This is a genomic window from Paraburkholderia sp. Ac-20342 (assembly GCF_017104985.1).
In the GTDB taxonomy this organism is placed as follows: Bacteria; Pseudomonadota; Gammaproteobacteria; order Burkholderiales; family Burkholderiaceae; genus Paraburkholderia.
This window is the reverse complement of sequence record NZ_JAAGPQ010000070.1, coordinates 1-25,533: the sequence shown is the minus strand read 5'-3', so window position 1 is coordinate 25,533 and position 25,533 is coordinate 1. Positions and strand designations below refer to the sequence as shown.

The window sequence follows — 25,533 nt, the reverse complement described above, 5'->3', positions numbered from 1 at the left end:
AAATCGGCCCCGTCGCGCTCGAAGGCGATGCTGCAGCCGATCGTGCCGGCCAAAGCGGGCGAAATCTCGCTCGACTATCACATGACGCTCGAAGCATTGCGCAGCGGCGTCGGCAATCAGTATCACGTCGGCAGCATGGCGCAAGCCATCTATATGACGATGCTGCTCAATCAACGCGGCTATGGCGCCGCGATGCCCGATCTGTTTCGCGACGCCGAAAGCGTCATTTTGCGTTGCCGTCAGGCGGGACTCGAAACAGGCGTCTGTGCCGTCGATAGCGATGCCTATGCCCTGCTCGGCCAGGTGCTCACGCTCTTCGATCAGCAACTCGCGGCCGCGCCCGTGCAGGAACTGATTGCCGTCAACGCGAGGCTGAAGCAGTTGTTCAGCACGGCCAATGCACAGCGCGACGGTAAAGAGCTGGCGCCGTAACGCGCGAGTGTGCTGTTGCTATTCATGCAATGCGCGTCGCGCTTACCCCGAGTACTCACACAGAGCGTTCACCCGGAACGTACAGCGGCATCGCGCGACCATGCGATACAGCCGCAATAACCTGGCGACACGGCAAGCCAAACCGCATCGAGCCCGGTAATCAGGCTTGCACTACGCGCGCTCGCATCGCTGACCTCGACACGCGGCTCATGCCGTGCGTCGCCGAGCACCGAAAACCACGTCATGCCATCGCCGATGCCGACGCCAAGCGCTTTCAACAACGCTTCCTTCGCGGTCCAGACGCTGAAGAACGCATCGCCCCGCTGCTCCACCGGCAACGCCGCCACGCACGCCTCGTCGCCGGGCGCGAATACCGCGGGCACCAGCGCCTGCCAGTTCATGTCCGTGCGCGCGACCTCGATGTCGACACCAACCCTGCCCCGCGCGGCAATCGCGATCAAGGCATGCCGGCCTGAATGCGATACGTTGAAGTCGGGCTGCGGCTCCTGAGCCGGCACGAGTCGCGGCCGGCCCGCGGCATCCCGCTCGAAACGCAATTCAGCAGCCGCCACGCCGGTTCTTTCGGCGAGCAGGCGGCGCAATACGACGCGTGTCGCCGCATGGCGCAGCGTATCTTCGTGGCGCTGGAAACGCGCGGCTTTCGCGCGCTCGTCGGCGGAAAGCACGGCGAAACAGGGGTGATCGAGCGTCGCGTCAAAGTCGAACGTAAGACAGAAGACTTCGATACCGGCTGCGCGCGCACGTGGCACGTCGAGCAGGTGAACGTCGAAATTCGGTGCAGCAGTGGCGGTCGTCGAATCCATTCGAACGGGATGGTAAGGCATGCCAGTAATGGCCAATGCGGGTTTGCATCATTTACCTGAAACGAACGCGGGCGGCAAGCTCGCTTCATAGGGCCAGCAGTTACGCTGCCGGCCCATACCGTCTGCTATCGGCCACGCCTTGCCTCCCGTCGCCCTGTACTCAACGACGGCGAACGCTCCGTCAGCGGCGGCACGGTTTCGTCTTCCGCCTGCCGTGTTCCCGTGAATTGCTGCCGGTATGCGGCCGGTGTCAGTGCCTTCGCTGTCTTGAACTGTCGGTTGAAATTGGCGACGTTCGCAAATCCCGAGCGTGTCGCGATCACCGAGACCGGCAAGCCCGTGCCGGTCAGCAGCCGACATGCATGACCGATCCGCACGCGCGTGATATAGCGCCCCACGCTCTCGCCGAGATGCTGTGTGAAGTGGCGCGTCAGCGAACGCTCCGAGAGACCCGATGCTTTTGCCAGCGTCGCCAGCCGCAACGGATGCGCGAACTGCGTGTCGATCAGCGCCAGCACGCGATTGAGCTGATCGGGCTGATAACCGGACGGCGCACCCGTATGCGCATCGAATGCACCCGGCGACGCGAGCGGCGCCCCCGGCGTTTGCGCGAGCCAGTCCAGCACGTCGAGCACGGCCTTCAGACGTTCGCGCGGATCGGCCGACAGCAGCCGCTCGAGTTCGCCGCGCAAACGCGTTCCCGCGCCGTTTTCAAAAGCGAGCCCGCAGGCCGCGCGCCGCAGCAGATTGCACAAACCGTTGTACTCGGGACAGACGTCGGCGAGACGGCGTACCCAGGCGCCGTCGAACCAGATCACGATTGCGACCTGCGGCGCCGCTGCATCGATCGAACGATTCGACGCCCACGTATGCGGCAGATTCGGCGGCACGAGCACGAGATCGTCGTCGCCGTACACGGCCACCGAATCGCCGATGAACCGTTTGCCGCGACTGTTCATCGTTAGTGTCAGTTCGTACTCCGGGTGATGGTGCCATTCGAACGGGATTCGCGGCAGACGCCGGTGGTACACCCGCACCGAACAGCTCGCACCGAAATCGACGTGCTCGTAGGCTGCCTTCATGACCGGATTCGCAAAAAGATTGGCCCGATCATATCACTGGCATGAGCGGCGCCGCAGTACGCTTTCGACATCGCCATCACCATCGATAAAGGAGACGACGCCATGGCATTACAGATTGACGACCTGCCGGCAGCCATCGGAAAAGCCAAACGGGAACTGCGCGACAGGCTGCCCAATTACCGCGAGGTATTCGCCGAAGTCGAAGCGGCGATGACCCGCGAAGCGCAACAGATCGCGGCGCTGCGCGAACGCGGCGAAGCCGTGATTCCCGAGATCCGCTTCGCGGACATCGCGGCGAATCGCGTGAGCGCCGACCAGATCTCACTCGTCAAAGCGCGCGGCGCGTGCGTGATTCGCCAGGTGTTCAAGCGCGAACTCGTCGAGCAATGGGATCGAGATATCGCTCACTACGTCGAGAGCAACAACCTCGATGCGAAGCTGCTCAACCGCGCGGAAGACAAGTACTTCGGCCAACTCGCTTCGAGCAAGCCGCAGATTTACGGCGTGTACTGGTCGAAGCCGCAGGTACTCGCGCGGCAGTCTCCCGCGCTCACGCAGGCGCGCGTGTTTCTGAACCGCCTATGGCGCAGCGAAAGCGAAGGCCGCGTGCATTTCGACCCTGAGCGCGTGCCCGTTTACGCGGACCGTCTGCGCCGCCGGCCGCCCGGCTCGGCATCGCTGGGACTGTCCGCGCATTGCGACGGCGGTTCGGTCGAGCGCTGGATCGAGGCGAATTTCCGCAAGGTGTACCGGCATGTGTTCTCGGGCAACTGGCGCGCCTACGATCCGTTCGATGCCGCCTGGCGAACCGAGGTCGAGGAAATTCCGTCGCCCGCGGTGTGCTCGATGTTCCGTACCTTCCAGGGTTGGACCGCGCTCACGCCGCAAGGTCCCGGCGACGGCACGCTTCAGCTCGTACCGATCGCGAACGCGATGGCTTATATCCTGCTGCGCGCGTTGCAGGACGACGTCGCCGACGACGACCTCTGCGGCGCGATGCCGGGCCGCGCGCTGTCGATCAAACCCGAATACCACGCGCCGCTATTTCAGGCCCTTTCGTCGATTCCGCTGATGCAGGCCGGCGACACGGTCTTCTGGCACAGCGACGTGATTCACGCGGTCGAGGACGCGCATCGCGGCAAGGGCTATAGCAACGTGATGTACATCGCGTCGGCGCCGTCGTGCGCGAAGAACGATGCCTATCTGAAGCGGCAACTGGCGAGCTTTTGTGACGGCACGAGCCCGCCCGATTTTCCGGCAGACCATTTCGAAGCCGATTTCGTCGGACGTGCAACGGCTGCGGACCTGACGTTGCTGGGCCGCGAACAGATGGGCTTCGATCTGTAGCCCGAATCGATTCAGCCGCCGATGCCCGACACACCGGACACGCCGGGCATGCCGTCCATGCCCATATTCAGGAGCAGCGACAACGCGCCAACCAGAATCAGGCTCGACGCCCACAGCGCATCGAGATTGAACCAGCTGCGCGAAACGAATCTGAGCCCGAGGTAACGATAGACGAGCCATGCGAGCGATCCGCCGGCCATCATCATCGCGGCCGCGTGAATGACGGAGACCGATACCGCCATGCGTAGACTCGTTGCAATCAGCGTTCGCGCGGCCCGATGCGCAGCGTCGGGATCGTCGGCACGGCACAGACCGAGGTAGATCGGCACGAGCATGAGCCCGGCGCCATGCGCGAGCGCCACCGCGAACGACCAGAGCGCAAGACGCGACGGCGGAATTCTCGCGAGCACGCGCGGATGACGGCGCCGAATCAGCAAAACGATGCCGAAGCCGATCACGAGCACACTCGCGCCAACCTGTATTTCATGCTGCCACGCGAGCACGCCGAGCAGCATCGCGAATGGCAGCATCATCAGCAGAATCGCGAGGACGTGCCCCACGGCGAGATAGACGAGCGCGCTCCACAGTGCCTGGATGCGCCGCTCCATTAACGCATTCGACACGGCGAGCGGCCACCCCATCGCGGGATTGAGCCCGTGATACACACCACTCGCGAGGACGGCCAGCCACAGGCCGGTTTGCGGCGAAACGACGCCGCTCAAACGCCCACCGACGGGTAGCAGAACGAATCGGTCGAACAGTCGCCGCCTTCGAGCCGGATCTGATGCGCGCGGTAGCCGTCGGGAAACGTGACCCAGTAGTCGTCGGACAGCGTGAGGCCGCCGTTCGGCGCCGCGTGCGCCATCACCTGTACGCCGGGCACGCCGTCGGGATAGAACTGGTCGTCCCACGTCGAATAGAGCGAATTGGTCCAATAGACGCGTTGGCCGTCGCGACTGATCTCGACCATTTGCGGTCCGCCCGAGAAAGTTTTGCCGTTCGGATGCGGTGTGCGCCGCTCGATTCCGCCGATACGCACCGAGCCCGTCAGCTTCGGCTTGCGCGGTTCGCTCACGTCGTATTGGCGCATCTCGCCGGTTCCCCAGCAGGCAACGTAGAGGAATTTGTCGTCGATGGACAGATCGATGTCGGTGACGAGCGGCGGCACCGCGCCGAAGCCTAGCAGCAGCGGCGGCAATTCGTCGGCGGGCGCGGGTTCGGGCGGAATCGTCGCGGTCTTCTCGATGTGGAATGTCCCGCCTTCGCGCCACCACGTCCAGATCGAACCTTCGAGATTGGTCGTATCGACCACGACGCCGACAAAGCCGTACTCGCGGCTAGGATCGTGCGCGGGCCGCACTTCGAGCGCCATCTGATGATGCGCGCCGAGATCGAGCGTCTGCACGTTGCGCCGCGCGCGCAGATCCCAGAAGTGCACGCGGTGTCCGTACTTATTCGCGAGCAGATCTTCCGGCACGATGCCGTTTTCGAATTGCGGCGGCAGTGCCCATTCGCTCGACACCATATAGTCGCGCGGCAGATTCCACCAGAAATCGTAGTGCTTTTCCTGCGCGCCGCGTTCGATCTCCCAGCGGCCGAGCACCTCGAACGTCTGACAGTCGATGATAAAAATCCCCGGCGGCCCTTCGGTGCCGTCCTTGCCCGCGCCGCCGAGCGTGCTGACGTAAATGCCTTCCGGTCCGCAATGCACGGTGTGCGGACGCGAATAGCCGGTCTTGCGGAAGATTTCCTCGGGCTCGATGATCTTGTGGATCTTCGCCTGGGTCGGATGCGGCTTCGTATCGACGATATAGATGCGCGAAGAACGCATGCCCGGCACGATCAGATAGCGCCGTTCGAGAAACGCATGGCCGGTCAACGGCGAAAGCGCGGACGAACACGCGTTCCAGCCGAAATGATGAAACTCGTCGCCCTTGTACGGCACCTGTACCGTATGAACGACCTGGCTATACGTCGGCGAACCGGGCTTCACGTCGATCACGGCAAGCGCATCGGGCTGCGAAAAATCGGGGCTCAGCAACGCCGTGTAGGCGTATTCCTCCGCTGGCGCGTCCATCGCGAGTTTCGGCGAGGCATGAAAAGTGGGATCGGGGCGCATTCCCATGGCGGCACTCTCCTTCTCCGTTAAGCGGGGGCATAACCTTAAATTTGTAGTCCAAGGCGCAGCCGGCGGCAACCGGAAATTTGCCCGTGCCGCCTTGTGCGCGGCGAACGGCGCGATGGTATGCCGCTTGCTCGCAGCAGATACATACAACGGCACGCGCAGCCGCTCAGAACGGTCACGCCCGCGTCAGGTTCTCGCCATCTGTCGTGCGTATGCTGTGAACGATGAATGCTCAGGAGGACATATGGACTCTGCCCCGCTTTTCATCGTCGGTTCGCCGCGATCCGGCACGACCTTTCTCTGCTCCGTCCTCAACGTTCATCCGCTCATTCAATTGACCAACGAATGCCGGATTTTCGCGTTGCTCAAGAACACGCTCGAAGCAGTCGGCACTCGGCCCGATCTGCTCGGCGTGGCCCAGCGCGAGCACTTTCGCCATTTCTGCCGTCGCACGCTGGGGCCGTGGGTCGAGCGTTTCTATCGCGAAGAACTCGGCATGACTGCACCGATCTGGGGCGACAAGCATCCGTCCTATGCCGATCCGACCGTGCTGTCGGGACGCGCCGGTTCGATCGAACGTCTGCCGCGTTCGGGGTCGTGTCTGCGCTTGATACGCGAATTGCTGCCGCAGGCGCGCTTCATTCATATTCACCGCGATCCGCGCCACGTCGCCAATTCGCTGCTGCGCAAGCACTGGATCGGCTCGATCGAAGACGGCATCCGCGTCTGGGAGCAATACGTGAACGAGATCATCGGCTTCTTCGCCGAGATTCCCGCGGACCGCGCGCTCAACGTGTCGTATCGCCGGGTGATCGAAGACCCGCGCACGACGGCGGCAAGCATCGGCACGTTTCTCGACGTGGCCGATGCGTCGCCGATCAGCGACTTTCTCGTCTCGCAGCACCGTTGTCCGACGCCATTCAGCGATCCGGTGACCGATATCGCCGATCTGTACGTGGTCCCCGACGAACCCGCCGACGACGACAAACTGCTCGCACTGGCGGGCACGGCGGCGACGCATCTGGGCTATGCGGCGGCGTGAGATAGCGGCGTGAGGCAGTAGGCAGTGGCCTAAGACAGCGACATAAGACGGCAGAATAAGCCGCCGACGCGCGGCCCACTCACGACACACCGCCCCCCTGCGCGCCCCTTACTGCTGCACACCCCAGCGCCGCACTGTCACGCGTTCGAGCGTATCGAACACGAGATGCTCGACCAGCAAACCAATCACGATCACAGCGGCCAGCCCCGCGAAAACACGATCCGTGTACAACTCGTTGCGATTCTGGAAGATGTACCAGCCGAGCCCGCCGCTGCCGGAGCTGGCGCCGAACACGAGTTCGGCCGCGATCAGCGTGCGCCATGCAAACGCCCAGCCCACGCGCAGGCCGGCCAGAATCGACGGCAAGGCGGCCGGCACCAGAATCAGCAGCACGTGGCGCATGCCCGTCAAACCATAGTTGCGCCCGGTCATGCGCAGCGTGGCCGGCACCGCCTGAAAGCCCGAGTACGTATTGAGCGCGAGCGGCCACAGCACCGAATGCACGAGCACGAACAGCAGGCTGCCGGTGCCGAGGCCGAACCAGAGCAACGCGAGCGGCAGCAAGGCGATCGACGGCAACGGGTTGAACATCGCGGTCAGCATCGACAGCAGATCGCGCCCCACGCGGGTCGACACCGCGAGCGACGTAAGCACGAAAGCGAGCGCGGCCCCGAGCAGATAGCCGCGCAGCAGCACGGATAGCGACACCGCGGTCTTCACGAGCAGTTCGCCCGACCACACGCCCTGCACGAATGCGCTGAACGTCGCGCCGAAGGTCGGCAGCAGCAGATCGTTGTCGATGATGCGCGCGGCAACTTCCCATGCGCCGATCAGCACCAGCGCAATCAGCGTCTTGCGCAACCAGCCCTGCGCGAACAGACGCGTTGCCGGCGACAACGGCGCTTCGGGCGCGAGCGAGTCAGGCAGTGCAAGCGATTCGAGCGGCCGCTCATATTCGTCGCGAACCGGCGGCCATAGCGTAGCGGGCGTACTCATTGCACGATCTCCGTCGTCTCGTTCTGTTCTGTCGCTTCGGTTTGCTCGAACAGCAGGTGATGAATGCGCGCGACGCTGCGCTGAAAATCGGCACGCCCGAAGCTGTCCTGCGAATACTGATGGCTATTGAGCTCGGCACGCACGCGGCCCGGATGCGGCGACAACAACAGAATCCGGTTGCCGACCACGAGCGCCTCTTCGATCGAATGCGTGACGAACAGCAGCGTGAAATTCACCTCTTCCCACAGCCGCAGCAGTTCTTCCTGCATCTTGCGGCGCGTGAGCGCATCGAGCGCGGCGAACGGTTCGTCCATCAGCAGCACGCGCGGCTGCATCGCGAGCGCGCGGGCAATCGCGACGCGCTGCTTCATGCCGCCCGACAACGTATGCGGATAAGCCTGCGCAAACGCGGCGAGCCCGACCTTGTCGAGATAGTGCAGCGCGCGCTCGTGGGCTTCGGCTTTCGAGAGCTTCCGCGCGACGCGCAGCGGAAACGCGACGTTCTGCGCGACCGTCTTCCACGGCGGTAACTGATCGAACTCCTGGAACACGACGATGCGATCGGCGCCGGGGCCGCGCACGCGTTGACCGTCGAGCGTGATCGCACCCGCGCTCGGCTCGATAAAGCCGGCCACCGCCTTGAGCAGCGTGGACTTGCCGCAGCCGGACGGCCCCAGCAGCACGAAGCGGTCGCCGCCGTAGACGTCGAAGCTCACGTCGTGGGTCGCGCGCACGAGCCGCTCGCGCGTGCGGTATTCGAGGCTCACGTTTTCGACCGTGAGCAGCTTGCCGCTGGTCGCCGGCGCGGCGTGCTCGGGAAACAGCAGGGTAGGATTGGCCGCCATCAGAGCCCCCCCTGCGAGAGCGTCGGATCGATAAGCGGTGTCGTGCCTGATTTCATGTTCAACCTCGATTCAACTTCCGGCGGCCGTCGCCGGATCGTCGAAGAAATAGTCCTTCCAGGAAGCCGGTTCGTTCTTGATAACACCGACGCGATGCATGAACTGCGCGAGCCCGAACGTGTTCTGCGGCGCGACCTTGAACTGCACCTGCGGATTCGTGATGATCTTCACGAGCAGATTGCGATCGATCTTCGACTGGTTCGTGCGGATATAGATATCGGCCGCGGCCTGCGGATTCGCGTTGATAAATTGCGCGGCGTCGGCCAACGCGGCGACAAACGCGCGATACGTCTTCGGATTCCCGTTGCGGAATTTCTCGGTGGCGTAGAGCACCGTCGCCGAACTCGGCCCGCCGAGCACGTCGTACGAATTGAGCACGATATGCGCCTTCGGATTGCCGGCCAGTTCCTGCTCCTGAAACGGCGGATTGCCGAAATGCCCGGTGATTTCCGTGCCGCCCGCGATGATCGCCGCGGCCGCGTCGGGATGCGGCAACGCCTGCGTGTAGGGGTCGAGCCGGTTGTAGTCCTTATCGCCCCACCGTTTGGCCGCCGCGTATTGCAGCACGCGCGCTTGCACGGAGACGTTCACGGCCGGCAATGCGATGCGGTCCTTCTCCGTGAAATCGGCAATCGTCTTCACGTTGGGGTTGTTGCTCACGAGGTAGTACGGCAGATTGCCAAGCGACGCGACGCCCTTCACGTTCTGCCGGCCGCGCGTGCGGTCCCAGATCGTCAGCAACGGGCCGACGCCGGCCCCGGCGATATCGACCGCGCCCGACAGCAGCGCGTCGTTGATCGCCGAGCCGCCCGAGAGCTGGACCCAGTCGACCTTGATGTCGAGCCCTTCCTTGCGCCCTTCCTTCTCGACGAACTGCTGGTCGCGCGCCACGTTGAGCAGCAGATAAACGATGCCGAACTGCTCGGCGACACGAATCCGGCCTTCGGCATACGCGGGCGCAGACACAGCGAAACTCGCGGCAAAACCCGCGGCGCCCATCGACAGGCTCAGCAATAGCACCGTGCAACGGCGGGCAAACGACGGCCGCGCGGCAGTCGGTCTAAAACGGAACGGCATTGAAACTCCAGTCGGCGTGCGGTGCGATCGGTGTTGGGGTGATGAAAGACGTGACGCTCAGAACGGCGCATCGCCCTCGATCGTCGTGCGATACAGCTTGCGGCGCAGATGATCGGGCGTGCCGGCCGCGAGATGCATGAGCGAGCGGTTGTCCCAGAACACCATGTCGTGCTCGGCCCAGCGATGCCGATACAGATGCTCGGGGCGCACGCTGTGCGCGAACAGTTCCGCGAGCAGAGCCGTGCTCTCGTCTTCGGGCATGCCGATGACGCGCGTCGTGAAGTGCTCGCTGACGAACAGCGCCTTGCGGCCCGTCTCCGGATGCGTGCGCACGATCGGATGCACGACCGGCTTCACCTGGGCGATCTGCTCGGCGGACAGATTCGGCCGCCACGGGCTGCGCTGCTGCAATTCCGCGTATTTCGCGAGGTAGGTGTGTTCGGCCGTGCGTCCTTCCACCGCCTCACGCAGATGCGCCGGCAACGTGTCCCACGCGAGGTGCATGTTCGCGAACAGCGTGTCGCCGCCTTCCGCGGGCAACTCCTGCGCATGCAGCAGCGAGCCGAGGCTCGGCTTGTCCTTGTACGACAGATCGGAGTGCCAGTAGTGACCGGCGTCGCCGAGGCCGATCGGCTTGCCGTTCTCGACGATGTTCGACACCACCAGCACCTCGGGGTGGCCCGGCAACCCGAACTGATGCAGCACATGAATCTGCAGCGGACCGAAGCGGCGGCTGAAGGCGATCTGCTGCTCGGGCGTGATGCGTTGCTCGCGAAACACGAGGACGTGGTGTTCGAGATGCGCGCGGTGAATGCGCGCGAAGTCGTCGGCGGCAAGCGGCTGGGCGAGATCGAGACCGAGCACTTCGGCGCCGAGCGGGCCGTCGAACGCGCGAATCTCGATGTGCTGGCCGGCATGGAAACGGGCGGCGGCGCTGGCCGTCGGGGTAGCAAAGGTGCCGCGCGCGGCGGAAGCGGTAGTCGTCACGGGAAGCTCGTCGTCGAAACTGTTCAGCGGACACCAGGGGAGCGAAGCCCCCAAGGCGCGTTCAGTCAGACGAATTTACCGGCCCGCGCACGCAAAGCCAACGAAGCAAATCCGATACGGTTATCTGCTGGAGTGATAAACCCGATGCTGCAACGCGTCGCGGGCCGTCGGCGCCATTTGCGCGCGTTCGTTTTTTACCGCCCGGAGCGTCGGCAACCGCGCCGCGCGTCCCAACGCGGCGGCCTCGTGCCGCGCCAGCCACACCTGTTACTCGCACCTACTCCACGCCATAGCGCCAAACCTGCTTTGATTCTGAACTTTTGTTGGTTCGCTTCGGCGTGCCCGCCCGCTACATTGAACAATCGGCGGCGCGGGTCATATAGCTCTTTACAGGCCCCTGTCCGATCCCATCCATCACAACGCACCGCGCGCCGCCCGCACCGTTCCATCACTTCATGAGGTAATTCACATGAGCCATTCCCTCTCGCATGACGACGCCGTGAAGTTCGCCTACTGGGTGCCCAACGTGAGCGGCGGCCTCGTCGTCAGCACGATCGAGCAGCGCACCGACTGGCGCCTCGAATACAACCAGAAGCTCGCGCAAACCGCCGAGCAGGCCGGCTTCGACTACGCGCTAAGCCAGATCCGCTTCACGGCCGGCTACAACGCCGAGTATCAGCACGAGTCGGTATCGTTCAGCCAGGCCTTGCTGCACGCGACCACGAAGCTCAAGGTGCTGGCGGCGATCCTGCCCGGTCCGTGGAATCCGGCCGTGGTCGCCAAGCAGATCGCCACGATCGATCACATCTCGAACGGCCGCATCGGCATCAACGTCGTGAGCGGCTGGTTCAAGGGCGAGTTCACCGCGATCGGCGAGCCGTGGCTCGAACACGACGAACGCTATCGCCGCTCGCACGAATTCATCGAGGCGCTCAAAGGCATCTGGACACAGGACAACTTCACGTTCAAGGGCGACTTCTATCGCTTCAACCAGTACACGCTGAGTCCCAAGCCGGTGCAGAAGCCGCACCCCGAGATTTTCCAGGGCGGCAGTTCGCGCGCCGCGCGCGACAACGCCGCGAGCGTGTCGGACTGGTACTTCACGAACGGCAACACGCCGGACAACCTCAAGGCGCAGATCAACGACATTCAGGCGAAGGCGGCGAAAAACCATCACACGGTACGCATCGGCGTAAACGCATTCGTGATTGCACGCGATACCGAGGAAGAAGCGCGGGCCGTGCTCGACGACATCATCCGCCACGCTCACGTCGAGGCGGTCGATGCGTTCGGCGATGCGGTCCGGCAGGCCGGCAAGGCGTCGCCCGAAGGCGAAGGCAACTGGGCCAAATCCACTTTCGAAGACCTCGTGCAATACAACGACGGCTTCCGCACGAATCTGATCGGTACCCCGCAGCAGATTGCCGAGCGCATCGTCGAACTGAAGTCGGTCGGCGTCGATCTCGTGCTCGCCGGCTTTCTGCACTTCATCGAGGAAGTGGAGTACTTCGGCAAGCGCGTGCTGCCGCTCGTGCGCGAACTCGAAGAGAAGCAGCGCGTGAAGCAGGCTGCGTAAGCACGGCCGCGTGGTCCCACCCATGCCGAACGACAGGCGTCGCGCGCGACGTTCAGCGCGGCACTCAGCTCAGCGCAGCACAGTGCTCATTCAACCCGAGGCTTGCGCGCCCCCGCTGCCGCCCCAAAGCGCCAAACGGTCGTCCCGATGCGTTGACGGCCCGCGCGCAGCCGTTGCCAGGCCACATCGGGCACGAACCGCACGACCAGCAGCACCAACGCGAGGAGCGCCGGAATCCAGCGCAAATCGCTCGGCACCGGTTCGCGGCGGGCGAAGCGCGGGTCGAGCAGCGCATCGCCCAACGAAGCCGTAGTCCAAAGCCGGTGATAGTCGAGGCCCGTTTGCCCGGCCACCGACGCCAGGTACTGGCCGCGCAGTTCAGACAACTCCTCGTGCGTCTGCGCGTTCGTGGCAGACCCCGGCGTGTCCGGCACCTGGATCACGTCGTCGGCCTGCCAGTAGCCGATGCGGTTGCCGTCGGCGTCGCTCTTCGGAATCGCCGCTGGCTGATCGCCGCCCACGCCGATCAGCCAGCCCCGGATGCGCGCGGGATTGATACCCGGCATCAACGCGCGCGATGCCGACACGGGCGGCGCTTCCTGCCCGTCGGTCACGAAGACGATCGCCGCGTTTTCGCCGACGTCCTGCGCAACGCGCACGGCCGAGTAAACGCCGCCTTCGGCAATACGGCTCCAGTTGGTCCAGCGCATGCGCCCGTCGATACCGTCGAGCGAGACAAGCAGTGCGTCATAGTTCGCGCACACCTCGACGGGCGGCAGCAACAGCAAACTGCGCTGCCCCGTGAACACGCTCCAGCCGATCTTCGAGCCGCACGGCAGGCGGCCGAGCGCGTCGCGCATCGCGGCCTGCGCGAACCTCAGTCGGCTCACCGGTTCGCCGTTCAGGCTGACGTCCTCGACATTCATGCTCTGCGTGATGTCGAACGTCACGATATAGCTGAACGCGGCGCGCGGCAGCGTCACGTCCGGCATCGCCACCGCCGCGATCAGCGCGACGAGCGCGAGCGGCGTCAGGCCGTGGCGCAGTCTCGCGAAACCGCGCTCGCGCATGGCGCCGCTCATGGCAAATCCTGGCTCTGCGGGTCGCGCAGCTTGATGTTGTGCTGCTCTTTCACATCGGGCAGCGTGGGCGCGGACTGCGTCTCCGGTGCGAGCCAGAGCGCGCGTTCGAGGTTGTAGCGCACATCCCAGTCGTCGGGCGCGGCGCGCAGCGCCATCCGGTAGCGCGCCTTCGCCTCGCCGATCATCGCCAGCGATCTGACCACGCGCGCCTCGCCGTCGCCACCGCTGCCTTCGCGCAGATACATATTGCCGAGATCGAACAGCGCCGCAAGACCGATCCCGTCGAGCCGCCCCTCGTGGATCAGGCCGTTGTAGAGCCGTCCCGCCGCGTCGTAGGCGCCCGCTTTCGAGAGCGCCATCGCACGCGCGAGCTGCACCTGCGGCGGCTCATCACCGCCTCGGCCGCCATCCGCGCCCGCATTCGCGGCCTGCGCGACGCCCGGCGCCTGCGCCACGGCCGCGATCGCCCGCTCGACCTGCCCGGCATGCCGAAGCCGCATGCCGCCATACGCGGCCCACGCGGCACAGCAGATCGCGACAGTGCCGAACGCGGCGTGAATCCATCTGCGTTTCATGCCCAGCTCCTGACCTGAAAGAGACGCAGCCCGACCAGAACCGCCACGCACACCAGCGCGACCGCGAAGCAATACGGACTCCAGTCCTGCCTCGGCAAATGTTCGATAAACGTCGTCGGCGCGTTCTGCTGCCGGTTGATCTCGGCGATGGCCGCCATCATGCCCTTCGCGTCCTCGGCCTGAAACAGCCGGTAAGGCGTCTTGAGCGAAAGGAAATAGCGATGCAACTCCGCTTCCGCCGACGACTCGCCGGCGGGCAGCCGCGCATTCAGATCGGGGCTGAACACGCTGCTGCGCAGATAGATGAAGTACAGCGCAAGCTGGTTGCGTTGCAGGCCCTCGCGAATGCGCCGCTGCACGGTTTCGTCGAGCCGTGCGCCGCCATCGGAAACGAGCACGATCGCGCGGCGCCCCGAGGTGGGCCGGCCCTCGAACTGGGCGATCGCCGCGAGCATGCCGCGATCGAGCTGCGTATCCGGCATGCCGCGGCCGATCGCGGTCGCGGCAACCGCCTGCTCGATCACACGATGGTTGTACGTGAACGGCATCGCGAGAATCGGGCTGGTGCCGAACATCATGAACGCGAGCCGGTCGTTGGGACGCTGCCCGATAAAGCTCGTCAGCGAGGCGCGCGCCACCTTGTTCTTCGACTCGCCGCGCGGCGACTCGACGCCCTTGCTGCCCATCGGCTCGTCCATGCTCGCGCTGCGATCCATCAGGATCAGGATCTGCGCGCCGCTGCCGGTGCGCTGCACCTGCAGTTGCGAACGTCCCGGCCCGGCGAGCCCGACCACGATCGCCGCGATCGCAAGCACGCCGCAAGCGCGCGCGAGCCAGCCGGCCCAGCGTCCGACGCGATCGACCGGCAACCATGCGACGCTCGAAAACACGAGCGTATCGCTGCGCCGCGGCAGCAACGGCAGCACGGCGAGCGGCAGCAGAACCAGCAGCCACGGCCAGTCGAAATCGAGCGCCATGGTCATCGCTGATGGCGCCGTTCGGCCCGATACAGCGCGCGGCACAGCGCCTGCAACGGAAACTCGGAGGCAGGCGGCGCGGGCGCGAAAAAGCGCTCCGCCGACACCTGATAGAAGCGTTCGAGCTGTGCGCGCAGCGGTTGCAGATGCGGCGCGCGCGCGAAGAGGCCAGGTAGCGAGCCCGCATGCACGACCTGCCCGGCCGTTTCGTTGAGCGCCTGATGCAGACAGAACCAGGCATCGCTCGAAGCCGCCGCCTGCGGGTCCGCGAGTCCCTGCATGCGCCGCCATGCGCGCGCGAACGGCAACCGCGCCGACTCGCGCCGATTGCGCCAGCCCCACCAGCCGGCCCACGCGAGCAGCGTCGCCAGCAACAGGCCGAGCGCCCACGCGATCTGGCGGCGCAGGCCGGCCGTCGTCGGCAAGGGTGCCGCGCGATCGGGCCGCAACGGCAGCAGATCGCCGCCGGCAAACGGATTCGCGGGCGTCAGCGGGCCGATGCTCGCGGACCATTCGGCCACCTGCAGTTGCGGGCCGGCGGCCGAACTCAGCGTCAACGCGGGCAGCGCGATTTGCGTGAGCGTCTGCGGCGCGTTGACGACCTGATACGCGATCACCATCCACTGGCGGCCGTCCGCATCGGTTTCGAGCGACACGGGCCGGCGTTCGAGCCAGAGACCGGTGCGGCCGACCGAAGGCGGCGTGACCACGCCGAGGTCCTGGCCGTTGGCCTGCAATAGCACGCGTTGCGTCAGCACGTCGCCGAGTACGTAGCCGAATGCGCGGGGTTCCTGCACGGTGGCGATGACGGTCGCGGTCGTGGCGGCTGTGGCGGTCGTGGCTGTGGCGGCCGTCGCCGCGTTGCCGCTCAGCGCAAACGCGGCATACACGGCAAACGCAGCAAACACAGCACATGCAACACTTGCAACACCAGCTGCCACCAGCCGCGACGCGCGCCGCGCCGGCTCCTTCAACGCACGGATGAAGCCGCATCGAAGCGCACGCCGAAGCCCGCACGATCTCATGCCGTCATCTCCAGAAAGTAGCGCGACATCGCTTCGGGATCGAACCCGCCTTCGACATAGAACGGCCGGATGCCGCGCGCGCCGAACACGCCGGCCAGTTCCTCTCGGCGGCGCGCGACCCCATCGCGCCAGCGCTCGCGCATATCGCCGCGCAGCCACACCATGCGCTCCTCGCCCGACTCGGCATCGTTGACGGCCAGCAGCGACGCATGACGCGGCGGCGCGATCTCCGCCTCGTCCCACACGACCATCGGCACCACGCAGGCATGCACGAGCATGTCGAGCACCGGCGACAGTTGCGCGAGCGGCCAATGAAAGTCGGACACCACGAACACGAGCGCCTGGCGTCCGGCAAGACGCGTCACGCAGCGGTGCAATCCTTCGAGCGCGCCGCGCCCGGCCGCATGGCTCGTACACCCGCGCAGCATCGTCGCGAGCAGATGGCCCATGCCGCGGCCATTGCGCGCGGGCACGAAGAGATCGTCGCGCTCGCTCGCATCGAACGCGAGCATGCCGAGCCGGTCGCCGACGCGAAACGCGCTGTAGCCGAGCGCCTCGACGAAATCGGCGGCCACGTGCAGCTTGGTCTGACGCGAGCCGAACTGCATCGACGCCGAGACGTCGACGATCACGATCACCTGCACCGCCACGCGTTGCAGATGGACCCGCACGAGCCATTCCGAGCGCGCCGCGCGCAGGCTCGCACGCAGATCGAGACGGCGCGGGTCGGGATAGTCGAACAGCCGCCCGTGCATCGCGAACTGCTGCCCCGAGCCGAAGCTCGCGCCCTGGTGCGAACCGGGTCGCGCGCCGCCCGCGCGTATCGGCAAACGATAGTGAAATTCCGCGGTGCCGTTCATGATCCGGATCGGTTCCAGGGCCCGTGCGTTCAGCGCGGCACCGCGACCTTGGCCATGATCTGCAAGATCAGCGCCTCGGCGAGTTCCTGGCGGCGCAACTCGTAGATCGGCGTGAAGAACACGCGATGCCCGAGCGCCGGCAACAGCACTTCGTGAATGTCCTCCGGTATCAGATGCGAGCGGCCCGCGAGCCATGCGACCACGCGCGCGGCGCGCAATAGCGCGCTCATGCCGCGCGGGCTCGCGCCCGCGAGAATCAGTTGCTGCATGTCGACGCCGTCGAGCGTGATGCCGAAGCGCAGCGGCGTTTCCGTCGCCTGCCAGATGTCGAGCACGTAGCGCTCGATCGCCTCGCTCGCCTGCACGCCCTGCTGGATCGCCGCGCCGATCGCGTTCAACTGCGGCCACGGCACGACCGACGCCGTCAGTTGCGAGAGCAGGCGGTCGACGTCATGAAACGCCGTGTCGAATACGAGCGCGCGCCGCGCGTCCTCGTCGGCGGGCGTCGGCATGTTCAGCTCGAACAGGAAGCGGTCGCGCGCGGCCGAAGCCAGTTCGAAGGTTTCTTCCTTCTCGACCTTGTTGCGGTCCGCGAACACGGTCATGTGCGGAAAACGGTGCTCGCGGCCGAACGCGAGCACCGAACGCTCGGCCATCGCGCGCAGCAGGAGCGACTGCACCTGCGGACGCGCGCGGTTGATCTCGTTGAAGAAGAAGGTGGTCAACTGCTCGCCGTGCCGCAAGAGCGGGCCCGGTTCGATGCGCGGCTTGCCGTCGGCGTCGACATAGGTGTGATAGACGAGGTCGCCCGGCATCAGGTCGATCGTGCCTTCGACGCGCTCGAATTCGCCGCCGACCACGTGCGCGAACGCCCGCAACACTGTGGTCTTGCCGACCCCGACCCCGCCTTCGAGCAGCACGTGACCCCGGGCGAACAGCGCAACGTTGATGAGCCTCAGGGTCTGCTGCTGGCCGATGACGACCTTGGCGACTTCGTTTTCGATCTGCTGGGCGTGAGAGCGCCAGTCCTGAAGCTGCTCGCCGGAACTCATCGCTGCGATCTCCTCCGGGTGGATGGTGGGCTTGCCTGTGCCTGCGCGCAGGCCTTGCTCGCGTGCCTGTGCGTGTAACCGTTCGCGATCCTGCCGGCCTCGCCGCGTGCCACGCTCGCAGCTCGCCGGCATCGGGTCAAGCACGGTTTGTGCCGATCGCGCCCATGCGCGGCACGAGGTATGTCGCTTGCGAATATCTGTCAGGAATACTTGTCAGCCTGTCACGGCATGCGGGTACACACTGTGCCATCGGCGATAGCGGCGCACGTGAAGCTCATACGCGCTGAACGAAGCCGGCACCTATCCCCGCCCCGTGCCGGCCGCAGGCTTCGCCAACCGGTTCGCGAATTCCGCGTACTCGCGCTCCAGATGCGTCGCCGCATGGTCGAGCAGAAACTGGCGGAACATCGTCGTGGTCGGCGAAAGCGGCTTCGTGCGCAGATGCACGATCTGCCAGGTGCGCTCGATGGGTGTGCCGTTCACGTCGAGCAGCGCGATCTCGCCGGTGCGCAGTTCGAGCAGCAGCGTATGCAGCGAGATCAGGCTCACGCCCATGCCCGCCATCACCGCCTGCTTGATCGTTTCGTTGCTGCCGAGCGTAACGACCTTCGCGGGCGTGAAGAGGTGCTGGCGAAACATCGTCTCGGCGGCCATGCGCGTGCCCGAGCCCGGTTCGCGCAGCAGGAACGTATCGCCGCGCAGTTCCTGCAGATCGAAACGGCGCGCGCCGCACAAGGGATGATCGAGCGGCGCGATCACGACCTGCGGATGGCTCGCGAGTGGCTCCGTGGTCGTGTCGAGTTCGGGCGGCGGGCGGCCCATGATCGCGAGGTCGATCGCGTTGTCCTGTAGAAGCCGCAGCAGCGCATCGCGATTGCCGACCGAAAAGTGCACGTCGACCTTCGGGTACAGATGCGAATAGAGCGCGAGCAGTTTCGGCGCGAAGTAGGTCGCGGAACTGACGATGCCGACGTTGATCGAGCCGCTGTCGGCCTGCTTGAGCGACATCATCGCGTCTTCGGCGTCCTTGATTTCGCCGAGGATGCGGCTCGCTCGATGCGTGAGCACCTCGCCCGCCTCGGTGAGCGTGAGCTTGCGCGCGACGCGTTCAAACAGACGCAGCCCGACCGCGTCCTCAAGTTGGCGGATCTGCATCGACACGGCCGGCTGCGTCAGATGCAGCTCCTCGGCCGCGCGCGCGAAACTCGTGTAGCGGCTCGCCACGACGAAAATCTGCAACTGCCGCAGGGTCAGCGTGCGAATGAAATTCAGCTTGACCCGGTTCGTCGCGAAGCGCCCGCCCGGCATCGGAACTAGCCGCTCTGCTGGCCGAACGCGTCGAGCGCGCGCGCCGAATAGACGAGCGCCGCGCCCGCATTCATGGCGATCGCCACCGAGAGCGCTTCGGCCACCTCTTCGCGGCTCGCCCCGGCGCGCGCGGCCGCCGCGCTATGCACGGCGATGCAGCCGTCGCAACGGGTCGTCACGGCGACCGCGAGCGAGATCAGCTCGCGCGTTTTCGCATCGAGCTTGCCGCCCTTGGCGGCGGCGCCGTCGAGCGCCTGGTAGCCCGCCAGGGTGGCCGGCGTGGCGGTGCCGAGTTGGCCAATGGCCGCCATCAGCTTCGGTGTGTAGTCCTTGGTGTCGATCAGCATGCGTAGGCTCCAATGCGAGGATCAAACGGGGTGAGGGTGGTGGCGGAAAAACGCCGCGAACCGCGCATGCATGCGTAAGCACAGGCAAACGCGTGAGCACGTGCGAACACACATGCGCATGCGAACCCGCCCGGCACGCGTACAGCACGATCACGCGGCAACGCAGCGGCGCGTGCCGCACCCGTTCAACGGCTCGCCCTCGGCGCGTTCGACGGCTTGACCGGCGCCTGCCCCGGCGGCAACTTGCGCAGCACCGACTGGAAGCTCAGCGTCTCCGTGTGCGCCGGATGCGCGAAGTCGTTGTTCGGCCCCGGCACGTCGGTGCGAATCTGCATGACCTGGCCGGGCACGTCGTCGGCGAGCAGGAATGTGTAGCGCTTTCCGGTGTATTGCGCGAAACGCTCGGCGTTCGGATCGTTCAGATAAGGCTGCACGACGATGCGCCGCGCTCGGACCTGCTTGCCGCCGACCTCGCCCGGCACGGTCTCGATGCGCGGCCCCGCCGCGAGTGCAAGGCGCAGGCGCTGCTGGAAATAGCGGCGCTGGCCGCCTGTCAGGCCCTGCATCTCCGCGATGTCGTGCTCCAGAAAATAGATGATCGCCGGATTGCACTGCAGCCCGCCAATCGGCAACGCGACGCTGCCGCTATGGTCCGAGACCTGCGCGTCGCCCTTCGCGTTGTCCTCGCTCACCACGAGCACCTTGATGGTGTCGGCGCTATGCGACGGCTGCCTGGAATCGATCAGCGCGTAATCGAGTTCGGTCTGCGCGGCGACGCCATGCAGATGATCGGTCAGGAAGATCAGACGCTCGGCCGGCGTGATGTCGTCGCCGGCCGCCGCCCATGCCGCGGACGGCATGACCGCCAGCACCCCCGCCATCCCCAGCGCCACGGCGCCGAGCGCGCGCAGCCACGCGCGCCGCGGCGGCCTCACTGGGTCGCGTCGCCCGGCTTCGGCGCCGGCACGTCGACCGGTTTGAGCATCGGCACCTCGTAGGTGGCGAGGATGCCGTCGATCTTCTCGTGATTCGCGCCGATCCATTGATCCACCTTGTCCTTCCATGCCTTCTCGCCGTAACGCACGCCCATCGAGATCGTATAGTCGAAGCGGATGCCGGGCCCCGCCGGGAACGGCACGAGCCGGACCGAATCGCCGGCGCGCTTCGCAAAGTAGCCGGCAATCGGCCCCCACAGGAACACTACGTCGACGTTGCCCGCGCGCAGGTCCTGCTCGATCATCTGCCCCGGGTATTCGGCCGGATCGCCGCTTTGCACGCGGTACGACACGGCCTGGTCGATCAGGTTATGGCCGAGCAGCCAGTCCACGGCCGGCGTCTGCGTAAAGATGCCGAAGCGCAGCTTGTGCAGCACGTCGGGCGGCAGCTTGAGCAGATCGTCAGGTGTCTTGATGTTCGCGAACTCGGGACGGTTCGGCAGCACCATCGCATAGGTCGAGCGCAGATACGGCTGCGTCGTCGAGGTCATGTCGTAGCCCTTCGGCACGCCGATGATCAGGTCGCACTTGAAGCGCTCGCTGCCCTCCTCCTTCTCGCGCAGCGTATGGCGCACGAAGCCCATGCGCTGCGGAAAATACGTGTATTCGAGCTTGTAGCCGAAATCGCTCGCCATCTGGCTTGCGATGCGGTTCTCGTAGCCCTCGCCCTTGTTGTTCGACAACGGCATGTTGTTCGGGTCCGCGCACACTCTGAGCACGCCGTCCGCGCCGTCGTTGTTCGGCAGCGCCGGGCCGTCCGCCCGGACCGCGGTGCTGGCGAGCGCCGCGCAACAGAGCGCGCCGGCGATAACGGCGACATGCACGGACATGCTTCTCTTATCACGCATCGTGAGCCTCCGGAGGAATGACAGCGCCACGCGTTATTTGGCGTCGATGGCCTGCAGATCGCCCGGCTTGATCTGCCCATCGGAGCGACCCTTCAGATACGCATACAGGTTTTCCCAGTTCTTCTGCATCATCTGGCTCGAACTGAAATCGGGCATGCCCTTGGCCACCCGTCCGCCGAACACCGTGCGGTGAAACTCGTCCTTGTCGAGCGTCTTGAACGCGTCGATCAGCGACGGCCCGACCATGCCCTGTTGCTGCGCGCCGTGGCAGCGTTCGCAAGCGAGCGCGCGCCAGGTTTTCCATCCCAGCAGCGTCGCGCTGTCGACCTTGTTGCCGTCGACCACCTTGTACGCAACCTGCTGCGCACTCGGGGCATTGTTCTGGGCGTATCCGGCGGGCAGCAGAACGAACGCGGCGGGCAACGCCGCGAGCAACAGGATTGATCGGCCTTTCATGCATCTGTCTCCTGGTTGGGCGCGCCCCCGGTTTCATCGACTCATCCGCAAACGGGGCGCGCGGGGTAATGCGTGGGTCCAGCAAGGCTGACGAAACGGCCGGTGCACTGTATCGAATACAACCCATGCGCCGGCCGTGCCCGTGCAGATGGCCCCGCTCGTTCAACGCCTCATTCAGCTCTTTTCGTTAGGAATCGCGAACACGAACAGCGTGCCGCCGAGCGCCGTGTACTTCGCCAGCTCACGATAGCCGCCGACCGCGCCGAGACCTTCGTTCGACTTTTCCAGACCGGCTGCCATGCCGATGCCGGCCCAGCCGCCGATGCCCGAGTACACGCCGACATACTGCTTGCCCTGGTACTCGTAGGTGAAGACGTTGCCGATGATTCCCGACGGCGTCTTGAAGCGCCACAGTTCCTTGCCGTCCTTGATGCGGACCGCCTTCAGGTAGCCTTCGAGCGTGCCGTAGAAGGCGATGCCGCCGCCGGTGGCGAGCACGCCCGACCATACCGAGAACTTCTCCGGCTTCGAGTAGAGGATCTTGCCCTTGCTCGCGTCCCACGCGATGAAGTTGCCCATCGCATTGTTCTCGTTCGGGCCCGGATACATCGACAGCGTCGCGCCGACATACGGCTGGCCCGACACGTAATCGACATCGAACGGTTCGTAGTCCATGCAGACATGGTTGGTCGGCACGAGGAACATGTTCGTGTTCGGATCGAACGCGGCCGGCTGCTGGTCTTTCGAGCCGAGCGCGGCCGGACAGATGCCCTTCACGTTGTGGTCGGAACCGGCCGCCTGGGTCGAGTAGGCCGCGTTGCGAATCGGCAGGCCGCTATGCAGATCGACGCGATCGGCCCAGTTCACCGCCGGGTCGTACTTCTGCGCGACCAGCAGCTGTCCGGTTTCGCGATTGAGCGTATAGCTGAAGCCGTTGCGGTCGAAGTGAACGATCGCGGGCACCTTCTTGCCGTCGATGGTGAGGTCCGACAGGATCATCTCGTTGACGCCGTCATAGTCCCATTCGTCGTGCGGGGTCATCTGGTAGACCCAGCGGGCCATGCCGGTATTCAGGTCGCGCGCGAAGATCGACATCGACCACTTGTTGTCGCCCGGGCGTTGCGTCGGGTTCCACGTGCCCGGATTGCCGGTGCCGTAGTAGACAAGGTTCAGCTTCGGGTCCCACGCATACCAGCCCCACGTGGTGCCGCCGCCGAGCTTCCACTGGTCGCCCTTCCACGACTTCAGCGACGAATCCGCGCCCACCGGCACCATCTTGCCCTCGGCATACGTCATCGTCTTTTGCGGGTCGAGCAGCATTTCGTTGTCGGGGCCGGCGCTGTACGCGGTCCAGACCGGCTTGCCGGTCTTGATGTCGTAAGCGATCAGACGCCCGCGCACGCCGAACTCGCCGCCCGAGATGCCGGTCAGCACCTTGTCGCCGAATACGTGCGGCGCGTTGGTGTTGGTTTCGCCCGCTTTCGGGTTGCCGTTCTGCGCGGTCCACACCACCTCGCCGGTCTTCGCGTTGAGCGCGACGAGCTTGGTGTCGGCCTGTTGCAGGAAGATCTTGCCGTCACCGTAGGCGAGGCCGCGATTCACGGTATCGCAGCACATCACGGAGATGACCTGGTCGTCCTGTTTCGGTTGATACTGCCAGAGGAAGGTCTGATCCTTCAGGTTGATCGCGATCACCTTGTTGGGGAACGGCGAGTGGATGTACATCGTGTCGCCGATCACGAGCGGCGCGCCTTCGTGGCCGCGCAGCACGCCGGTCGACATGGTCCATGCGACCTGCAGCTTACCGACGTTGCTCTCGTTGATCTGCTTGAGCGGACTATAGCGGTGATTCGCATAGTCGCCCGCCTGGGCCGCCCAGTTGGCGGGGTTTTTCATCAGTCCGTCGAGCTGCGAATCGGCCTGTGCAGCCAGCGAGCTAAAGGCTGCCGATGCGAGGATCGCGAGCCCAAGAACCACAGTGCGTAAGTTCATGTCTCCTCCAGAATTGTCCTGCTGTTCAACTCACGAATGACCCACGCTACCTCGTCGCATCGTGCGCGCCTTCTCGAGTACAGGTAACGATCGGAACGCCCTATCCCGATTCGATGTCGGGCTTCGCGGCGCATGAACGGCCAACGCATATTCCATGCCGGGAATGCGCCGGGGTGGCGCGGCATGCCGGCCGCGAGCACGAATGCGCGGCGTGCGGGTCGCGTCACGGCGGGTCTCACGGCAGGTGTCGTGGCGCTTGTCACGGCGTGTGTCATGGCACTTGCGCCGCTCGCGCGCCACCCGTTTGCGCGCGCCGCGGAGCAACCCTGGGGTGGTTGCGTCACGGAAAGCGGCACATACTGTGTCACTTCCGGGATGCGCAACGTGTCCTTTGCCCGGCAACGGGCGACCGAGGAGCAAACAGTCATGGCACACACAGAGAAGGTCTATTCCGACGACGAGATCAAACAACGCCTCGCCGGCCCGCTCGAACACTGGTATTACGAGGACGGCTGGCTGCGGCGCAAGTACCGGACCGAAGGCTGGAAAGGCACGCTGATGGTGGTCAATACGGTCGGCCATCTCGCGGAAGCCGCGTGGCATCACCCCGATCTGACGGTCTCCTATGCATTCGTGATCGTGAAGCTGATGACGCACAGCGCGAAGGGCATCACCGACAAGGACTTCGCGCTCGCCACGAAAATCGAGTCGGTGATCCACTGGCAGCCGGGCCTCGAAGGCGGAGCGCTCGAAGGCACGCCGGCCGACGACCAGCGCTTCCGCTATATCAAGTACGACGCGCCGAAGGCGGGGTAAGGCGGTTGAGGCGGCGGGGCCCGCCTCATGCCTCACGCTTGACACCTCACGCAACCCCGCACCGCATCGCACTGCGCTGCATCGTCCGATGAAACAGCGGGTGACACAGTGCACCTTCGGCGTCACATAGCGTCCATTCCCGCGCGGGACAGCGCGGCGCGCAACGCGCCGCACGCCGGGTCCCCCGGCCGCCGGTTTTCCCGGCACGGTCCCCGCACATCCGCGGCAAATTCTCGGCACATCCAGCCAGGCCGCGCTTCGCGCGCGCCTGGTACGGCTTCTGCTTGAAGTCCTCGGCGCGCCGCCGCGACGGCCCACGCCGCATTCACGGACGCCCTTGCGCCGGCATCTGCTCAAGCATCTGCCGAGGCGCACACCACGCCTACCTGCCAGGGATACCTAAGGACACTCGAGATGCCGCTCCAGCTTCGCCGACTCCAGCCCTGCACGGCCATCACGATCGACGCGCCCGCGCGCCTGCATCTGGGTTTTCTCGATCCGAACGCGTCGCTCGGACGCGCGTTCGGCAGCCTCGGCCTCGTCATCGACGCCGAGGGCACGCGGCTCGAAGCACGGCTCGCGGAGCGCGAGCGCATCGACGGCGCGATCGGCGCGGCCGAGCGCGAGCGCACCGCGCGGGGTCTCGCGCGGCTGCAAGCGGCCTACGGCCCGGCGACGCTCGCGATCGACGGCGTGCGGGCGCCGCCAGACACAGTGCGAAGCGCGCGCGTGACCGCAATCGCACACGTCTGCACGCCAGTCACACTCGTGTAACTCGTATGCCGCCATCTGCTGCAGAAAAACACAAAA

At 65.4% G+C, this 25,533-nt stretch carries 25 protein-coding genes and 1 pseudogene; 6 read left to right on the top strand and 20 right to left on the bottom strand.

Features of this window, described 5'->3' with window-relative positions; all coding sequences use genetic code 11:
• Positions 1-27 precede the first annotated feature (27 nt).
• Entirely contained in the window at positions 28-432 is a 405-nt protein-coding gene (locus G3N58_RS24505) for a Fis family transcriptional regulator (protein WP_167039503.1), read from the top strand.
• Positions 433-500: 68 nt separating this feature from the next.
• Here the strand turns inward: G3N58_RS24505 and G3N58_RS24500 are convergent, their stop codons facing one another.
• Entirely contained in the window at positions 501-1,256 is a 756-nt protein-coding gene (locus tag G3N58_RS24500; RefSeq protein WP_206000426.1) for a 4'-phosphopantetheinyl transferase superfamily protein, read from the bottom strand.
• 125 nt (positions 1,257-1,381) lie between these two features.
• A complete protein-coding gene (locus tag G3N58_RS24495) occupies positions 1,382-2,338 on the bottom strand; it encodes an AraC family transcriptional regulator (RefSeq protein ID WP_206000425.1) in 957 nt (318 codons plus the stop codon).
• A gap of 102 nt (positions 2,339-2,440) precedes the next feature.
• On the opposite strand from G3N58_RS24495, the gene G3N58_RS24490 reads away from it, so the two are divergent.
• The gene (locus tag G3N58_RS24490) at positions 2,441-3,685 is read left to right on the top strand and encodes a DUF1479 domain-containing protein (RefSeq protein ID WP_167284349.1); all 1,245 of its coding nucleotides are present in this window, start codon (positions 2,441-2,443) and stop codon (positions 3,683-3,685) included.
• An 11-nt stretch (positions 3,686-3,696) separates the two neighbouring features.
• On the opposite strand, the gene G3N58_RS24485 is transcribed toward G3N58_RS24490, so the two are convergent.
• Positions 3,697-4,407 (bottom strand): hypothetical protein, encoded by a 711-nt coding sequence (locus G3N58_RS24485; RefSeq protein ID WP_206000424.1) that lies wholly within the window; start codon positions 4,405-4,407, stop codon positions 3,697-3,699.
• The gene (locus G3N58_RS24480; RefSeq protein ID WP_206000423.1) at positions 4,404-5,810 is read right to left on the bottom strand and encodes a selenium-binding protein SBP56-related protein; all 1,407 of its coding nucleotides are present in this window, start codon (positions 5,808-5,810) and stop codon (positions 4,404-4,406) included. The genes G3N58_RS24485 and G3N58_RS24480 overlap by 4 nt, the downstream gene beginning before the upstream one ends.
• Positions 5,811-6,054: 244 nt before the next feature.
• Between G3N58_RS24480 and G3N58_RS24475 the strand changes: the two genes are divergently transcribed.
• Positions 6,055-6,852, top strand: a complete 798-nt coding sequence (locus tag G3N58_RS24475) for a sulfotransferase (protein ID WP_206000422.1) — start codon at positions 6,055-6,057, stop codon at positions 6,850-6,852.
• Positions 6,853-6,960: 108 nt separating this feature from the next.
• Here the strand turns inward: G3N58_RS24475 and G3N58_RS24470 are convergent, their stop codons facing one another.
• From G3N58_RS24470 to G3N58_RS24455, 4 genes are all read right to left on the bottom strand, one after another.
• Complete coding sequence (locus G3N58_RS24470) at positions 6,961-7,848, bottom strand: ABC transporter permease (RefSeq protein WP_167039489.1); 888 nt, start codon at positions 7,846-7,848, stop codon at positions 6,961-6,963.
• A complete protein-coding gene (locus tag G3N58_RS24465; RefSeq protein ID WP_167039487.1) occupies positions 7,845-8,693 on the bottom strand; it encodes an ABC transporter ATP-binding protein in 849 nt (282 codons plus the stop codon). The genes G3N58_RS24470 and G3N58_RS24465 overlap by 4 nt, the downstream gene beginning before the upstream one ends.
• A 69-nt stretch (positions 8,694-8,762) precedes the next feature.
• Complete coding sequence (locus tag G3N58_RS24460) at positions 8,763-9,827, bottom strand: ABC transporter substrate-binding protein (protein ID WP_206000421.1); 1,065 nt, start codon at positions 9,825-9,827, stop codon at positions 8,763-8,765.
• Between the two features lie 57 nt (positions 9,828-9,884).
• On the bottom strand, positions 9,885-10,730 hold the full coding sequence (locus tag G3N58_RS24455; RefSeq protein ID WP_206000434.1) for a TauD/TfdA family dioxygenase: 846 nt from the start codon (positions 10,728-10,730) through the stop codon (positions 9,885-9,887).
• Positions 10,731-11,283: 553 nt separating this feature from the next.
• Here G3N58_RS24455 and sfnG point away from each other — a divergent pair.
• On the top strand, positions 11,284-12,390 hold the full coding sequence (gene sfnG / locus G3N58_RS24450; RefSeq protein ID WP_206000420.1) for a dimethylsulfone monooxygenase SfnG: 1,107 nt from the start codon (positions 11,284-11,286) through the stop codon (positions 12,388-12,390).
• 86 nt (positions 12,391-12,476) lie between these two features.
• On the opposite strand, the gene G3N58_RS24445 is transcribed toward sfnG, so the two are convergent.
• From G3N58_RS24445 to G3N58_RS24390, 12 genes are all read right to left on the bottom strand, one after another.
• Positions 12,477-13,472: an MxaL protein gene (locus tag G3N58_RS24445; RefSeq protein WP_167039481.1), complete on the bottom strand. Its 996-nt coding sequence runs from the start codon at positions 13,470-13,472 to the stop codon at positions 12,477-12,479.
• A complete protein-coding gene (locus tag G3N58_RS24440; RefSeq protein WP_206000419.1) occupies positions 13,469-14,047 on the bottom strand; it encodes a tetratricopeptide repeat protein in 579 nt (192 codons plus the stop codon). The genes G3N58_RS24445 and G3N58_RS24440 overlap by 4 nt, the downstream gene beginning before the upstream one ends.
• On the bottom strand, positions 14,044-15,030 hold the full coding sequence (locus G3N58_RS24435; protein WP_206000418.1) for a vWA domain-containing protein: 987 nt from the start codon (positions 15,028-15,030) through the stop codon (positions 14,044-14,046). Before G3N58_RS24435 ends, G3N58_RS24440 begins: the two co-directional genes overlap by 4 nt.
• Entirely contained in the window at positions 15,027-15,830 is an 804-nt protein-coding gene (locus G3N58_RS24430; protein ID WP_346778293.1) for a calcium incorporation protein MxaA, read from the bottom strand. The genes G3N58_RS24435 and G3N58_RS24430 overlap by 4 nt, the downstream gene beginning before the upstream one ends.
• A 215-nt stretch (positions 15,831-16,045) precedes the next feature.
• Positions 16,046-16,909, bottom strand: a complete 864-nt coding sequence (locus tag G3N58_RS24425) for a VWA domain-containing protein (RefSeq protein ID WP_167284360.1) — start codon at positions 16,907-16,909, stop codon at positions 16,046-16,048.
• A gap of 29 nt (positions 16,910-16,938) precedes the next feature.
• On the bottom strand, positions 16,939-17,961 hold the full coding sequence (locus G3N58_RS24420) for a MoxR family ATPase (protein ID WP_206000416.1): 1,023 nt from the start codon (positions 17,959-17,961) through the stop codon (positions 16,939-16,941).
• 300 nt (positions 17,962-18,261) lie between these two features.
• Complete coding sequence (locus G3N58_RS24415) at positions 18,262-19,233, bottom strand: LysR family transcriptional regulator (protein ID WP_205192684.1); 972 nt, start codon at positions 19,231-19,233, stop codon at positions 18,262-18,264.
• A 41-nt stretch (positions 19,234-19,274) separates the two neighbouring features.
• Positions 19,275-19,580, bottom strand: coding sequence for a carboxymuconolactone decarboxylase family protein (locus G3N58_RS24410; RefSeq protein WP_240158832.1), 306 nt, complete (start codon positions 19,578-19,580; stop codon positions 19,275-19,277).
• A gap of 221 nt (positions 19,581-19,801) precedes the next feature.
• Entirely contained in the window at positions 19,802-20,497 is a 696-nt protein-coding gene (locus G3N58_RS24405) for a hypothetical protein (protein WP_205192682.1), read from the bottom strand.
• A 50-nt stretch (positions 20,498-20,547) separates the two neighbouring features.
• Complete coding sequence (locus G3N58_RS24400) at positions 20,548-21,459, bottom strand: substrate-binding domain-containing protein (RefSeq protein WP_206000415.1); 912 nt, start codon at positions 21,457-21,459, stop codon at positions 20,548-20,550.
• 33 nt (positions 21,460-21,492) lie between these two features.
• Positions 21,493-21,915, bottom strand: coding sequence for a c-type cytochrome (locus tag G3N58_RS24395; protein ID WP_167039464.1), 423 nt, complete (start codon positions 21,913-21,915; stop codon positions 21,493-21,495).
• Positions 21,916-22,089: 174 nt separating this feature from the next.
• Positions 22,090-23,907, bottom strand: coding sequence for a methanol/ethanol family PQQ-dependent dehydrogenase (locus G3N58_RS24390; RefSeq protein ID WP_206000414.1), 1,818 nt, complete (start codon positions 23,905-23,907; stop codon positions 22,090-22,092).
• 426 nt (positions 23,908-24,333) lie between these two features.
• On the opposite strand from G3N58_RS24390, the gene G3N58_RS24385 reads away from it, so the two are divergent.
• Both G3N58_RS24385 and G3N58_RS24380 read left to right on the top strand, forming a co-directional pair.
• Positions 24,334-24,723 carry a 4a-hydroxytetrahydrobiopterin dehydratase gene (locus G3N58_RS24385; protein ID WP_167039460.1) on the top strand — a complete coding sequence of 130 codons (390 nt, stop codon included), beginning with the start codon at positions 24,334-24,336 and terminating at the stop codon, positions 24,721-24,723.
• A 414-nt stretch (positions 24,724-25,137) separates the two neighbouring features.
• Positions 25,138-25,533, top strand: a pseudogene (locus G3N58_RS24380) (beta-ribofuranosylaminobenzene 5'-phosphate synthase); the annotation flags it as partial.